At 73.9% G+C, this 13,725-nt stretch carries 11 protein-coding genes; 1 reads left to right on the top strand and 10 read right to left on the bottom strand.

What is annotated here, in order from left to right:
• Nucleotides 1–70: 70 nt before the first annotated feature.
• The 10 genes from AB0C27_RS29110 to AB0C27_RS29065 form a co-directional block, all read right to left on the bottom strand.
• Nucleotides 71–598 (bottom strand): hypothetical protein, encoded by a 528-nt coding sequence (locus AB0C27_RS29110; protein WP_357849833.1) that lies wholly within the window; start codon nucleotides 596–598, stop codon nucleotides 71–73.
• Between the two features lie 399 nt (nucleotides 599–997).
• Nucleotides 998–2,200, bottom strand: coding sequence for a glycosyltransferase (locus tag AB0C27_RS29105; protein WP_357849830.1), 1,203 nt, complete (start codon nucleotides 2,198–2,200; stop codon nucleotides 998–1,000).
• Nucleotides 2,191–3,321: a GNAT family N-acetyltransferase gene (locus AB0C27_RS29100; RefSeq protein WP_357849827.1), complete on the bottom strand. Its 1,131-nt coding sequence runs from the start codon at nucleotides 3,319–3,321 to the stop codon at nucleotides 2,191–2,193. Before AB0C27_RS29100 ends, AB0C27_RS29105 begins: the two co-directional genes overlap by 10 nt.
• Nucleotides 3,318–3,893, bottom strand: a complete 576-nt coding sequence (locus AB0C27_RS29095) for a hypothetical protein (protein WP_357849824.1) — start codon at nucleotides 3,891–3,893, stop codon at nucleotides 3,318–3,320. Before AB0C27_RS29095 ends, AB0C27_RS29100 begins: the two co-directional genes overlap by 4 nt.
• Complete coding sequence (locus AB0C27_RS29090; RefSeq protein ID WP_357849822.1) at nucleotides 3,890–4,984, bottom strand: glycosyltransferase; 1,095 nt, start codon at nucleotides 4,982–4,984, stop codon at nucleotides 3,890–3,892. Before AB0C27_RS29090 ends, AB0C27_RS29095 begins: the two co-directional genes overlap by 4 nt.
• On the bottom strand, nucleotides 4,981–5,673 hold the full coding sequence (locus AB0C27_RS29085; protein ID WP_357850254.1) for a polysaccharide deacetylase family protein: 693 nt from the start codon (nucleotides 5,671–5,673) through the stop codon (nucleotides 4,981–4,983). Before AB0C27_RS29085 ends, AB0C27_RS29090 begins: the two co-directional genes overlap by 4 nt.
• Nucleotides 5,674–5,678: 5 nt before the next feature.
• Complete coding sequence (locus AB0C27_RS29080) at nucleotides 5,679–7,223, bottom strand: lipid II flippase MurJ (RefSeq protein WP_357849819.1); 1,545 nt, start codon at nucleotides 7,221–7,223, stop codon at nucleotides 5,679–5,681.
• Nucleotides 7,220–8,530, bottom strand: coding sequence for an O-antigen ligase family protein (locus tag AB0C27_RS29075; protein WP_357849816.1), 1,311 nt, complete (start codon nucleotides 8,528–8,530; stop codon nucleotides 7,220–7,222). The genes AB0C27_RS29080 and AB0C27_RS29075 overlap by 4 nt, the downstream gene beginning before the upstream one ends.
• Nucleotides 8,531–8,532: 2 nt before the next feature.
• Nucleotides 8,533–9,882 (bottom strand): sugar transferase, encoded by a 1,350-nt coding sequence (locus AB0C27_RS29070; protein WP_357849813.1) that lies wholly within the window; start codon nucleotides 9,880–9,882, stop codon nucleotides 8,533–8,535.
• 989 nt (nucleotides 9,883–10,871) lie between these two features.
• On the bottom strand, nucleotides 10,872–11,834 hold the full coding sequence (locus AB0C27_RS29065) for a helix-turn-helix domain-containing protein (RefSeq protein ID WP_357849811.1): 963 nt from the start codon (nucleotides 11,832–11,834) through the stop codon (nucleotides 10,872–10,874).
• A 220-nt stretch (nucleotides 11,835–12,054) separates the two neighbouring features.
• Here AB0C27_RS29065 and AB0C27_RS29060 point away from each other — a divergent pair, with 220 nt between their 5' ends.
• Entirely contained in the window at nucleotides 12,055–13,710 is a 1,656-nt protein-coding gene (locus AB0C27_RS29060) for a serine hydrolase (protein WP_357849808.1), read from the top strand.
• Nucleotides 13,711–13,725 lie beyond the last annotated feature (15 nt).

Here is a 13,725-nt window from a genome sequence, read left to right as displayed (position 1 = left end):
GCGCGAAGGCGATCGGCCGCCGGCACGGCACGAAGGCGATCGGCCGCCGGCACGGCGTGAAGGCGATCGGCTATCGGCACTGTGCGATGGCGATCGTCGTGGCGACGATGGCGGGCACGACGCTCGGCCTGGGCACGTCGGCCGCCCCTCCGCCACGGGGCCCCTTTCCGCGCCCTCCGGTCAGCCTCCCGCCACAGAGCCCGCCGGCCGTCCCTCCGCCGGCGGCGCTGGGCGTCTTCCTCGGCTCCGACTGGCGCGGCCCGCAGCACGTGCCGGGCTTCGAGTCGTGGCTGCGCAACAAGGTGACGGTCGGGCGCACGTACCTGCCAGGCGATCGCTGGGATGCCATCGCGGGCGCCGCGTTCGTCCTGGAGCCCTGGACCCGCTGGCGGGCCGCCCGGCCCGGCCGGGTGCTGGCGCTGAACGTGCCGATGGTCGCCCCCAACGAGGCGGGGCTGCCCGACAGCGTCGTGGCGCGGCGGCTCAGCGAGGGAGCGCGCGGCGAGCACGACCACCACTTCCGCCGGCTCGCCTGGAAGCTGGTCTCCTCCGGCGCCGGCGACACGATCATCGTCCTGGGCTGGGAGATGAACGGCACCACCTACTCCAGCCGGTGCGCGCCCGACCCGCAGGCGTGGAAGGTCTACTGGCGGCGCATCGTGGCCGCCATGCGCTCGGCGCCCGGCCAGCGTTTCCGCTTCGACTTCGCGCCCAGCCGCGGGCGCGACGCCATCCCGTGGACGGAGTGCTACCCGGGTGACGACGTGGTCGACATCATCGGCATGGACAGCTACGACCAGGGGCCGGGGCGCGAGTTCTCCGACTACGTCGAGCAGCCGTACGGCCTGCGCGCCCAGGCCGACTTCGCGGCGCGGCACGGCAAGCCCCTCTCCTTCCCTGAATGGGGGCTGTTCCGCAGGGGCGACCGCTCCGCCTACGTCCGGCGGATGCTCGACTGGATCGGCAGTCACAATGTGGCCTATCACTCGATCTCCGATTACTGTCCCCACGGCGTCTGGCAGTGCCGGGCCAACCCGCGGTCGTCGAAGGTGTTCCGCGAGCGGCTGCGCGCGGCTCCCACCCCCGCTCCCGCTCCCGTGCCGAGCGCCTCCAGCGTGTGCGCGGCGAGCTCGTCCAGCGACCTGTCCACGTCGAAGGCGCCGGCCAGCGCCGCCGCGGCCGCGCCCTCGGCCGCCGTCAGCGCGGGCTGCCCGAGCCTGGCCAGCAGCGCCTCCGCCAGCACCCCGGCGTCGCCCGGCGCGACCAGCGCGCCGGTTTCGCCGGTCACCACCTCCGCCAGTCCCGGCACCGCCGAGGCGACCAGCGATCGTCCGGTCGCCAGCGCCTCCAGCGCCGTCAGTGGCAGCCCCTCCCAGAGAGACGGCAGGACGATGACGTCGGCGGCGGCGTACCAGGACCTGACGTCGGTGACGTCGCCGGTGAAGTGAACGCGGGGCTCGCTTCGCGACCGCAGGGCGGGCAGCAGCGGGCCGTCGCCGACGATCGCGAGCCTGGCCTGGTCGTCGCGGGCGGCCACCCGCCGCCACGCCGACAGCAGCACCTCCTGGCCCTTCTGGCGGGAGACCCGGCCGACGCAGACGGCCAGCGGCGTCCGCTCGCCGATCCCGTGGCGGGCGCGGGCCTCCGCCCGCTCGCGCGGGCAGGCGGGCGGGAAACGGCGCAGGTCAACGCCGTTGCGGACCACCACGAGACGGCCGCGTACGCCGTGCCGCCCGGCCAGGCCGGCTTCGCCCGCGCCCACGCAGATCACCCGGTCGGCCCAGCGCGCGGCCAGCCGTTCCCAGGCGAGCGCCGCGGCGGCGACGGGGCCGCGTACCGCGAGCCAGGACCAGCCGTGCGGCTGGAAGAGCGTGGGCACCCGGCCCCTGAGCACGGCCCGGCCGGCCAGCCCCGCCTTGGACGAGTGCAGGTGCACGACGTCGGGGGCGAACTCCCTGACGATCCCGGCCAGCCCGGCCGCCCGTACCAGGTCGGCCGGTCCGGGGGCGCGGCCCGCCGTCCAGGGCAGGCACGGCACGCCCGAGGCCGTGAGCTCGTCGAAGAGCCGCCCGGAAGGAGGGCAGGCGACCGCGACCCGCCAGCCCCGCCGCGCCTGGTCGGCGGCGGCCGTGGCGACGTACGCCCCGACCCCGCCGTCCACCGGCTGCGTGACGTGCAGGACGCCCGGCCTCACTGCCATGCCGCCACCTTCCGCGCCAGCCGCGGGCAGCGCCGCTTGACCAGCTCCCGGCCGGCCGCGCGCGCGTTCGCGGTCGCGGCGTAGGCGGCGGCGCGCAGCCCGCGCCCGAGCATCACCCGCTGGTTCACCACCGCCTCGCAGCCGAACTTCGTCTTGTACGGCTCGTCGCCGCGCAACAGGCTGAGCGTGGGCCGGCCGAGCCGGTGGGTGAGCGCCAGGTTGTGCCGCAGCAACATGGTGAGCACGTCGGCCTCGGCACGCAGGTCGGGATGGGCCCCGTACAGGTAACCGCCCACGAAGTCCTTGCCGACCAGCACGAAGTCACAGGCCATCAGCCGCCCGCGGACCCGGTACTCCGTCAGCGTCGCCTGGTTCTCCACCACCAGCGTCCGCACCGCCCTGGCCAGATGGTCGCGGAAGCGCCGCTCCGTGTGCTGGACGTTGATCGCCCGGCTCTCCCACTGCATGGCGTGCAGGCGCAGCAGCTCGGCCACCGACCCCTCGACCTGGTCCGCCCCGACCTCGACCGCCTGCGCGTCCAGCGTGTCGATCTTGCGCAGCGCGTGCCGCAGCCGGTGCGCCCGGCGGCTGTTCAGCCCGGCCAGCACCTGCTCGATCGGCTGACCTGGCAGCTGCAGGCAGGTGGAGGCGGGCAGCGACCAGGCCCTGCCCTCCCACAGCTCGGCCAGCCTGCGCACCGTCGCGCCCGGCCGCGCCTCCGGCAGGTCCATCACGTCCCAGCCCGGCTGGGCCAGCATCCCGGCGCGCAGCTCGCGCAGGCCCGCGTCGCCTTCGAGGTCGTCCACGACGATGTCGGTGAAGTCGGCCTGGCCGGCGCCGACGGGGGTCAGCACCCGGCAGCCGCCGCGCCGCTCCAGCAGGAACGGCGCCGCCGCCACCAGCCGCCCGCCCCGGCGGGCCAGGAAGAGGCGCAGCCGCCCCGGGGTCCCGTACGCCCGCCACCAGGAGCACAGCCAGCCATAGGACTGGAACGGCGTGGCGGCCGAGCTGCGGGCGTACAGGTCCGTCCAGTCCGCGGACAGCGCGGCCAGGTCGCCGTCGTCCCTGACCACCTGCACCGTCAGCCCCGCGTGCGAGGTCCGCGAGGGCGCGGCGCTCACGCGCCGGCCCCGATCGGCTCGGGCAGCGGCTCGCGTACGGGCCGCCGACGGGCCGGCGGCGCGGCCAGCCGGAGCAGGCCGCCCAGGAGGACCGCGCCGCAGCCGCCCACGGCCAGGTTGACCAGCGGCACCGGGGCGGAGGGACGGCTCGGGGAGGAGGCGCCGGCGAAGGGGGCCAGCCGCACGTGGGTGTCGGTGGAGTGGGCGCCGGCGTACGCGATCAGCGCGGTCGCCAGCCGGTCGGCCCGGCCGGTGGCCTCCGCCGCGGTCGAGGCCGCCGCGGTGAGGCGGATCAGCGGGGCGTCGGGCGAGGCGGCCACGCTCACGCCGCTCAGGTCGGCCGGGGAGACGCCGAGCACGCCGGGCTGGGCGGCCACCCGGGCGTAGGCGGCGGCGTAGTCGGCCGCCCGCGTCGCCTCACCGCCCGCCACCACGACGACGTAGGCGTCCGAGGTGTAGACGACCTGCCCGGCCAGGGTGTACGCGAGGCCGCCGAGCAGCCCCGTCGTCAGCGACAACGGCAGCCACCAGCGCGACAGCAGGCCCGTGAGCCGGGCCGGGGTCCTGTTCATGGTTTCTCCTCCTCGGGTGCCGCGCCCAGCAGGCGCAGGTACAGCGACTCCAGCCGGTCCGCCTGGTGGCGGACGTCGTAGCAGCGGACGGCGTCAGGTGGGGGGAGCCGTTCCGGTGGCCGGGCGGCCAGCTCGGCCAGTTCGGCGGCCAGCCGGTCCGGCGCGACCCGTCTCGCGCCCGGCGCCGCGCCCGGCGGCAGGTCCTCGACGGCCGGGCACGCGCCGTACAGGACGGGCAGGCCGGAGGCCAGCGCCTCGACGACCGCCAGGCCGAACGCCTCCTCCGCCGAGGGCGCGGCCAGCACGTCCATCGCCGACAGCAGGGCGGGCACGTCGGTGGACTCACCGGCGAAGATCACCCGGTCGCCCGCCCGGCGGGCCAGCCGGCGCAGCCGCGGCTCGCACGACCCCGTGCCGACCAGCAGCAGCACCGCCCCGTCGAGTGCCGACACCGCCTCCACCAGCAGGTCGAAGCGTTTGCCCGGCTCCAGCCGGCCGATCCCGCCGACCACGAAGGCGCCCTGGTCCACGCCGAGCCGCTCCCTGGTACGGCGGCGCAGCTCCGCGTCGAAGCCGAAGGCCGCGCCGTCCACGCCGTTCGGGATCACCACGATGCGCGAGCGCGGCACGCCCCACAGCGACAGCCGTTCGGCCACCGTGGGCGAGACCGCTACGGTCGAGTGCCCGAGCAGCTCGCTGGCCAGGTAGAGCGCCCTGACCGGACGGGTGAGCCGGCGTCCCTCGATGTGCTCGTGGCCGATCGAGTGCTCCGTCGCCACGATGGCCGGCACGTTGGCCAGCCGCGCCGCCAGCCTGCCGTACACGCAGGCCCGGTACAGATGGGTGTGCACCACGTCGTAACGCCGCCTGCGCATGAGCCGGGCCAGCCGCCCCACCGCCCGCAGGTCCGTGTTGCCGCGCATGCCGATCCGGTGCACGGGCAGGCCGTCGCGCTCGATGGCGTCGGCGAGCACGCCTCTGCCGGTCAGCACCGCCACCTCGCACCTGGCCCGCAGCCGGGGCAGCAGGACGCGCAACTGCTGCTCCGCGCCGCCCGCCGCCAGCCCGGTGATGACGTGCAGGACCCTCACCGGCCCCACCTGACCCGGTGGCGTGCCCGCTTCACGCTCAGCCGCAGCCCGCCGTCACGGTCGCCGACGTAGGTCCTGGGCAGCAGGTGCCTGCCGGTGAGCGGGCCGCGCCAGATCGCGCAGGCGTAGCCGTACCCGGCCGCGCGGACGGCGCTCACCTCCCGGGCGCCGGCGTGCCCGTACGGGTAGCAGAAGCCGCTCACCTCGTCGCCGAGCACCCGCTCCAGCGTGGCCTTGCTGGCGGTGACCTCGTGACGGAGCTCGGCCTCGCTCAGGCCCGCCAGCGAGCGGTGCCCGGCCGAATGCGAGCCGACCTCCATGCCCAGGCTCGCCGCCCGGCGCACGCCGTCGGCGTCCATCAGCCGTTTACGCGGGCCGCCGGCGTCCCAGCCGTTGTGGCCGCCGAGCAGCTCCGACACCACGAACACCGTCGCGGTGAACCGGTGCCTCAGCAGCAGGGGGACGACCTCGCCGAGGAAGTCGTCGTACCCGTCGTCGAACGTCAGCCCGACCAGGCCGCGCGCGCTCCCCCCGGCCTGGCGGCGCAGCAGCTCGCGCATCGAGACGCCGGTCAGGCCGCGCCGGGCCAGCCAGCCGAGCTGCCTGGCGAAGCGGCCGGGGGAGACGGTGACGCGGAACGGGTCGCTGTCGTACCTCTCCACGGAGTGGTACATGAGCACGAGCGGCATGGCGGTCACGCGCCACCTCGCAATCTGGTCGGCCGGGTGTCTCCGGTGAGCGTGGTCAGGGCGCCGGTGCTCACCGCCACGGCGCAGAAGACGGCGGTGATCACGGCGCCCGTCAGGGCCAGGGCGAGCGGCTGCGGCAGGCCCGCCAGGCCGGCCCGTGCCGCCCAGCCGGCCGCCGCCGCGACCGTGACCGACAGCAGCAACAGGCCGACGGGCCCGGCGGAGGCGCGCAGGGGCAGCGCGACGATCCGGGCGCGCAGCCGTACGAGCAGCAGCACGGCGGTCACCGTGATCCCGGCCGCGTTGGCCGCGGCGATCCCCGTGACGCCCCACGAGGGCCGGGCCAGCAGCGCCATCACGGCCAGCCCCGTCGCCATCGCCAGTGCCGGGTACCAGGAGGCGCGAGCGCCGCAGAAGTACGCCCGGCAGACGACGCCGACCACCGCCTGACCGAGCAGGCCGAGCACGTACACCCGCATGATCGCCGCGGTGGCGGTGGCGTCGGCCTCCGTGAACGCGCCGTAGCGCAGCAGGACGGTGACGACGTCCCTGGCGCAGACCAGCAGGATCGCCGTGGCGAGCAGCACGATCGCGGCGGCGGCGACCAGGTCGGCGAGCAGCGTCCTGCGGGCCGCGGCGCGGTCGCCGGCGGCGATGGCGCGGGCCAGGCGCGGGAAGCTCACCGTCGCCGCGATCAGCGACACGACCATGGCGACCTGGGACACCTTCTGCGCGTAGTTGAGGTGCGAGATCGAGCCTTCCGGCAGGGACGAGGCGACGTACCGCTCGATGAAGACCTGGCTCTGGCGGGCCAGCGTGAACACCGCGACCGGCACGAATACCGCCCACGACAACGCCACAGCGCCGGCGGGCTCTTGGTCGATGATGCGGGCTGTGCCGTCCGAGGCTTCGCGGGAACGGCTGAGGCGCAGGGCGAAGGCCGGGGCCTGGACGAGCACCATGCCGACCCCGCCCGCGGCCACGCCGACCGCCGCCCCGAAGGCGCCCTGGCCGCTCAGTGCCCACACGCAGCCGACGATCCCCGCGTTGTAGGCGAGGTAGATGGCGGCCGGCGGCGCGAACGTGTGCTGCGCGCGCAGGGCCGCGCTCAGGTATCCGGCCAGGCCGAACATCAGGATGGTGACCGAGGTCAGGCGCATGCAGCCGACGGCGAGCTCGGCCCGGGGGATGCCGGGGGCGAGCACGGCGACCAGCCACGGCGCGCCCGCCGCGGTCACTGCGCTCAGCGCCGCCAGGGTGAGGCACAGCCCCGGCATCGTGGACGACACCAGCCTGCGCAGATCGTCGCCCGCCTCCAGCGCCCGGCTGAACAGGGGGACCAGCACGAACGCCATCGCCCCCTCGATCAGCAGCGGAGCGGCGGTCTCCGGGATCGTCCAGGCGACGAGGAACGCGTCGGTCTCGGCGTCGGCGCCGAAGGTCGTCCCCAGCATCAGATCCCGGACGAACCCGAGCCCGGACCCGAGCCCGACCAGCACGGCGGTGACCCCGACGGCCTTCGCCGCCCGCGGAGCGGCCGTCGCCGTCATCGCACACCACCGCCGACAACGACCTCCGGCTGTACGTCGGGAAAGGCGGAAGTCTCGCGGCGGGTGACGAGCGACAGGGCCAGGCCCAGCGCCACGGACATGACCAGCGTGGGAGCGCCGCCGATGTCGCCGTAGCAGAAGTCGACGATCTGCCAGGTCAGCAGCCCGGCCGCGATGAGCGAGCGTTCCCGCACCGCCCACCACGCCAGCGAGGCCAGGCATCCGGCCAGGGCGGCCAGCCCGAGCAGCCCCTGCTCGCTGAGCGTCAGCAGGTACATGTTGTGCGGCGACAGCAGGGGCCGGCGCTCGAAGCCGTGCACCGGATCCTCGGTGTCGCTGCCGCTGGACAGCTCGATCGGCGCGTACGTGTCACGCAACTGCGCGAACCCGCGCGGACCGGCTCCCGTCACCGGGTGCTCCAGCCAGATGTCCACGGCGGTCCGCCACAGGCTGAACCGATCGCGCAGCGACTGGTCGGGCTGCGACATGGAGGAGGCGACCGAGTCCAGCCGCCGCCCCAGCGGGTCCGCCCCCGTGCCCACGCCGAGCGCCAGCACGATCGCGGCCGCCGCGCCGGCCAGCACGACCCGCGCGGCGAGCACGCGGCTGTGCAGGAAGAGCACGACCAGGCAGGCGCCGGCCAGCGCGAGCCAGGTGCCGCGGCTGAGCGACAGGGCGAGCGGCACGCAGAGCAGGGCCGCTCCGGTCAGGGCGGCGGCGCGGTGCCGGCCCCGCAGGGTCAGCCCGGCCCCCAGCAGGACGATCGTCCCGAAGCTGACCACGCTGGCCATGCCCATCACGTCCGGCGCGCCGAACGTGCCCACGGCCCGCACCTGCTCACCCGCGTACGACGCGCCGGTGCCGGTGAACGCCTGCACACAGCCGACCAGACCCTGCGCCGCGGCCGCCGCGACCAGGGCCCCGCCGACGATCAGCGTGTCCGTACGGTCGCGTACCGCCACCAGGACGGCCAGCGGAATGACCACGAAGACCTGGACGTACCTGACATAACCCGGCAGACCGGCCAGCACGTCGGCCGAGGCCAGCAACGAGACGCCGGCCGCCGCCGCGACGGGAGCGAACACCAGGGCGCGGGCCGGCAGCCGCTCCGCCACCGAACGGGCCGGCAAGAGGGCGGCCCCCGCACGCGTCAGCAGGACGGCGACCGCCGCCACCGCCAGCACGAGCGACATCACGTCGGCGGCCGTCAGCCGCACCCCGGAGGACAGCTCCTCGTGCCGGGCGGGCAGGCACGTCAGCAGCACCAGCGCGGCGGCGAGCAGGCTGGGCCGGAAACGGACGCGCACGGCTAGCTCCCGCTCCGGCGCAGCAGGCACCACAACGTCCGCATCATGATCTTGATGTCGGAGCGGAGGGTCCAGCCGTCCACGTAGTAGTTGTCGAAGCGGGCGCGGTCCTCGATCGAGGTGTCACCCCGCAGCCCGTGGATCTGGGCCCAGCCGGTGAGCCCGACCGGCAGCCGGTGCCGCAGGTCGTAGCCGGGGATCGTGCGGGAGAACTGCTCCACGAAATGCGGGCGTTCCGGGCGGGGGCCGACGATGCTCATGCTGCCCTTGAGCACGTTCCACAGCTGCGGCAGCTCGTCGGCCGACGTCCTGCGCAGCGACCTGCCGATCGGGCCGACCCGATGATCGTCGGCGATGCTCCACAGCGTCGCCGACTCGTGCGGATCGGCTGAGCGCATCGTCCTGAGCTTGAGCAGCTCGATCGGCCCGCCCCCGAGCCCCACGCGCTGCTGCCTGAACAGCAGCTTCGGGCCGACCTCCGAGCGCACCATCACGGCGCAGAGCGCCAGGATCGGCGCGGTCAGGACGAGCCCGGTCAGCGCGACCGCGACGTCGAGCACCCGCTTCACCGGCCAGGAGGCGCGGCGCTGCGCCTCGGGACGCATGCGCAGCAGCGGGAAGCTGCGCACGTGCTCGTGCAGCGTGACGAAGTCGACGATCACGTCGGCCGGGTCGGGCGCGAGATACACCTCGCAGCCGAGCGCACGCGCCGTCCTGGCGAACGACTGCCGGGCCGCCCCCGCGATGACCACCGCGCGTACCCCGTGGGCCTGCACGATGTCGGTGACGTCGCTCAGCCCGCCGAGTACGGGAACGCCCCGGCTCTCTCCCGCGCCCTCGTCCAGGAAGCCCACCGGCAGCAGGCCGTGCTCCGGATGGGCCAGCAGGAGGTCCGCGAGCCGGTGACCGTGCGCGCCCGCGCCGACCACCAGCGTGGGCGCGGACCTGCCGCGCTCGCGCGCCCTGCGGACCGCCAGGCACAGGACGCTCCTGCCGCAGACCGCGAGGAACGTGAACAGCGTCGCGAACAGCACGACCTCGACGAGCGACGCCGCACCCCAGCAGGCCACCAGGACGCTCACCAGACCGGATCCCGCCAGCCAGAGGCCGCGATCGAGGCAGGAGGGCACGATGCGTGGCACGTAGACCCGGCCGGCGCCGTTCAGTGCCAGCACGACGATCCCCGCGACGGCGATCCGGCGGAGGTCCTGCTCGGCGCCGGCCGCGGCGACCGTCATGCACACCACGTCGACGCCGGCCAGGCCGAGCGGCTGGACAGCCCGCCGATGCCCCGCGCTCTGGGCTCCGGCCCGCCAGACGATCTGGCGGCGGGCCCTGATACTTACAGCCACTGCTTCTCCGGAATAGCTAGTTCGACCAGGTCAACGGTTGATCGGCCGGCCCGATCCGCCCGAAAGCCGATGCCCGCCCCACCCACGCGCCCCGTGCTCACGTGTGCCTCGCCCGCGTGCGGTTTCTCCCCCTCGCTCCTCGCCCCTCGCTGCGTGCCGCGCTCGGGCGTGCGCGGGACGTCTCGACGTGACGCTCATTCCGAGCGGGCCCACCCGCTCGGGTGGCAGCGCGGCCGGGTCAGGCCGGCACGGATCGACGGCGGCGCCACCATGACGGCCCGGCGATCACCGGCCCGACGCCCCGCGCGTCCCGCGGCGTCTCGCGACTGCTCGGCGGGCGGCCGGCCGGAGCCGGTCACTCGGTCACTTCGTCCGCACGGTCGCTGATGCGGCGGGACGACGCCGTCACCCGACGCCGTCACCCGACGCCATCACCCGGCGCTGCCACCCGGGACCGCCGTGCGGAGGCCATGCATGGCGGTGCCGCACGGTGGTGCCGCACGGTGGCATCGCATGGTGGTGGCACTGGACGGCGGCGGGACCGGACGGCAGTGGTGCGCCGTGCGGCGGCGCCTCGACCGCGCGGCAGGATGGATCCGCATCACCGCCCGAGAGGCGTCGCCGGCTGGTCCTTCACGGGTCGTCGCGCCCCAGCCGGTGCCGAGTGCCGGGGTGGAACCCGGGCTACACCGCGGGCCGGCCCCCCGGCGCCGGCAGACATCGTTCGTGCCCATGCACGAGAGACCTGGCGGTGGCGTGCGCGGCCAGGCCGACAGCCGGGACGAGACCGGTGGCGGTCGGCGCGCGACCGTCCTCCAGGATGTGATTCAGCACGGGATTCCCTCGGCTCCGAAGAGATGCGTCATCACCGAAATTAGGTTCACGAAGGCGATTGCGTGACGAGCCACCCCGACTCCCATGATCAAGCTTTCTTGGTCGTGCGCAAGTGAACCTGTGGCCTGGTTCAGGCGTCCCGCGCCGATCAGGGCCTAGCTTTGGGGGTGTTGGTCCGGCTTGTCCCGGGCTGAGCGCGCACCGGCGCTCAGCGCGTCACGCTGGGCGGAGCTCAGCCGGTCGGACCTCGGGGTGACGGCGTACGCGCCGCGCCCGGTCCGCACCACCACGAGCGGGTCGGTGAGGGCCGGACGGCGGCTGATCGCGTCCAGTGCGGTGCCCGCCCGCCGGGCGGGCCAGCCGAGCGCGGCGGCGAGGCCGGTCACGGTGAGGGGCCGGGCGGCGTGCACCAGCGCGGCCAGCACCGTCAGCCCGTCGTGCACGACGGCGTCGGTGAGGCCGCTGCCGTTCATCTGCTCGTGGATCCAGGCGAAGAACCCCGCCATCCGCCCCAGCCGGGCGCCGGCGGGCGTGCCGGCGCCGAAGATCTCGATCCCGTGCCGCGCGGCCGCCGCGACCTCGGCGTGGGCCCCGGTGTCGGTCTCGAACGCCCGCAGCCAGACGTCGTCGTCGATGACGTACCGCTCGCGGCGGCCGGAGTCGCGGGCACGCCTGAGCAGCCCCATCCCTTCGAGGTAGCCGACCGCCTTCGACACAGACGCGGGGCTGACCTTCAGCCGGCGGACGAGCTCGGCGGAGGTGAGGCTGCCGGCTTCGGAGACGAGCAGGCAGGAGAACACGCGCGCGGGCATCCTGGGCAGGCCGGTCCCCGCCAGCAGCGCGGCGAACCGCGCCACGAACTCGCGCACGGACGGCTCCTCCCCGGCCGGTGGCTCGCCCTCCTGGGCCGCCGGCCTGCGGCGGCGGGCACGCTGCCCCGCGACCTGCTGGGCACGATCGGCCAGGTAGCCGCCGGGGGCGCGGTTGCGGGCCACTTCGCGGCTGATCGTGGACGTGGGCCGGCCCAGCCGCCTGGCGATCTCGGCGTAGCCGAGCCCTTCGGCCAGCCAGCTCGCGATCTGCCGGCGATCCTCGTGGGTCAGCCTGCCTCCGGGCATCGACTCGCCGCCTGTCGGTTCGGGTTCACGGGTGCGTTCACCCACAGTACATTGCAACGATCGGTCGGTGTGAATTGCATTTCCCGACAATGTTGTTGCAACGATTCTGTGAGAAATGCCAGGTAAGAGCATTGTATGAATGCTGATTTGTTGACTAGAGATAAAACGCTACGTAGCCTTTACTGCCTCGGAAACATTCGTGGAGGACAAGGAACCCCCGATGACCCAACCGCTGGACGTCCCCCTGATGCGAGCCCGCCTCTCGGACCTGCTCGCCGAACACCGCATCCCGAGCGCCACGATCGGCGTCCTCGCCGGCGGTAAGAGCGCCGAGTTCGCGGCCGGCGTCAAAAACGTCTCCACGCGGGAGCCCGCGACGACCGGCACCGTCTACCAGTGCGGCTCCGTGTCGAAGACCTGGACCGCCCTCGCCTTCATGCAGCTCGTCGACGAGGGAAAGGTCGCCCTCGACGAGCCGGTGCGGACCTACCTTCCCGGCTTCCGCGTCGCCGACCCCGAGGCCGGGGCCCGGGTCACACCCCGCCACCTCCTCAACCACACCAGCGGCATCGAGGAGAGCTACGCAGATCCGGGCGAGGACGACGACGTGTACGAGCGCATGGTGGCGAACATCGCCGACGCACGGCAGGTCCACCCCGTGGGGCACACGCACGGCTACAGCCCGGCCCTGGGCTACGCGATTCTCGCCCGCATCATGGAGGTGAGCGACGGCAAGCGGTGGGACGACATCATGCGCGACCGCCTGTTCGTCCCCCTGGGGCTGACCTCGACGAACACCCGGCCCGAGCGCGTGGACCCGGACCGTGCCGCGACCGGCTACCTGATCAGATCCCTCGAAGAGGGGCCCGTGAGCTCACCGCTGACGCACCTGCCGCGCGCCTTCGGCCCCGGCGGCAACGTCAGCACCACGGCCGGGGAACTGCTCACGCTGGCGTACGTCTTCCTCAACGAGGGCCGGGCGCCGGACGGGACCGCCATCGTCTCGCCGGACGCCATCCGCGAGATGACGACGTCACGGGTTCCCGTACCCGACCCGTACACGTTCGGGCCGGAATGGGCGCTCGGCCTCATCGTGTGCGACTGGCACGGCCAGACCGTCTACGCCCACGACGGCAGTGCGATCAGCCAGAGCGCCCGGCTGCGCATCCTGCCGGAGCCGGGCATCGCCATCTCGATGCTGGCGAACGCCGGGCCGCACGACGGCTTCTACCGGATGGTCTTCAACGAGATCCTGTCCGCCCTCGGCGCGCCCACCATCCCCGCCCTGCCGGAGCCGGACCCGGCCCTCGTGCTCGACCTGTCCAGGTACGAGGGCTCCTACGAACGCCCCGGCACCCGCTACGACGTGACGGCGGAAGCCGGAAAACTCCATCTGAAACACACTCTGAACCCCATGGAGGCGCAACTCCTCGGCAAACCGGAACAGCTCGACCATGAACTGCACCCCATCAGCGACACCCATTTCCTCATGTGCTCCGACGACCCTCTCGAAGACCCGCAGACGCTCGCCATCTACGACGTCGAGAACGGCGCCGCCCGTTACCTCCACCTCAACTGCCGCGTTCATCCGAGAATCGACGAGAAAGGCGCCACCGTGCACATCATGGCCGTCTCAAGCATTTCCGACGGCGACGGTTTCTGGGAATCGATCAAAATGGCGTACGGCCGGCTGCCCCAGGGCGCGCGATGGACGATGGCCGTGGCGAGCACCGACGGCACCAGGGCGGTCAACGTCATCGTGCACGACTCGATCGACGCCGTCCGAAGTTTCTTCGAGGACCATGCCGGCCCTTTCGCCACGACGGAATACTTCGAGGCCGACGCACCCAACGCGGTTGGGCTCCCGACGGCATGAATGATGCCGGGGCCC

It is taken from the genome of Nonomuraea sp. NPDC048882 (assembly GCF_040649755.1).
In the GTDB taxonomy this organism is placed as follows: Bacteria; Actinomycetota; Actinomycetes; order Streptosporangiales; family Streptosporangiaceae; genus Nonomuraea; species Nonomuraea maheshkhaliensis.
This window is presented reverse-complemented; position numbering and strand designations above follow the sequence as displayed.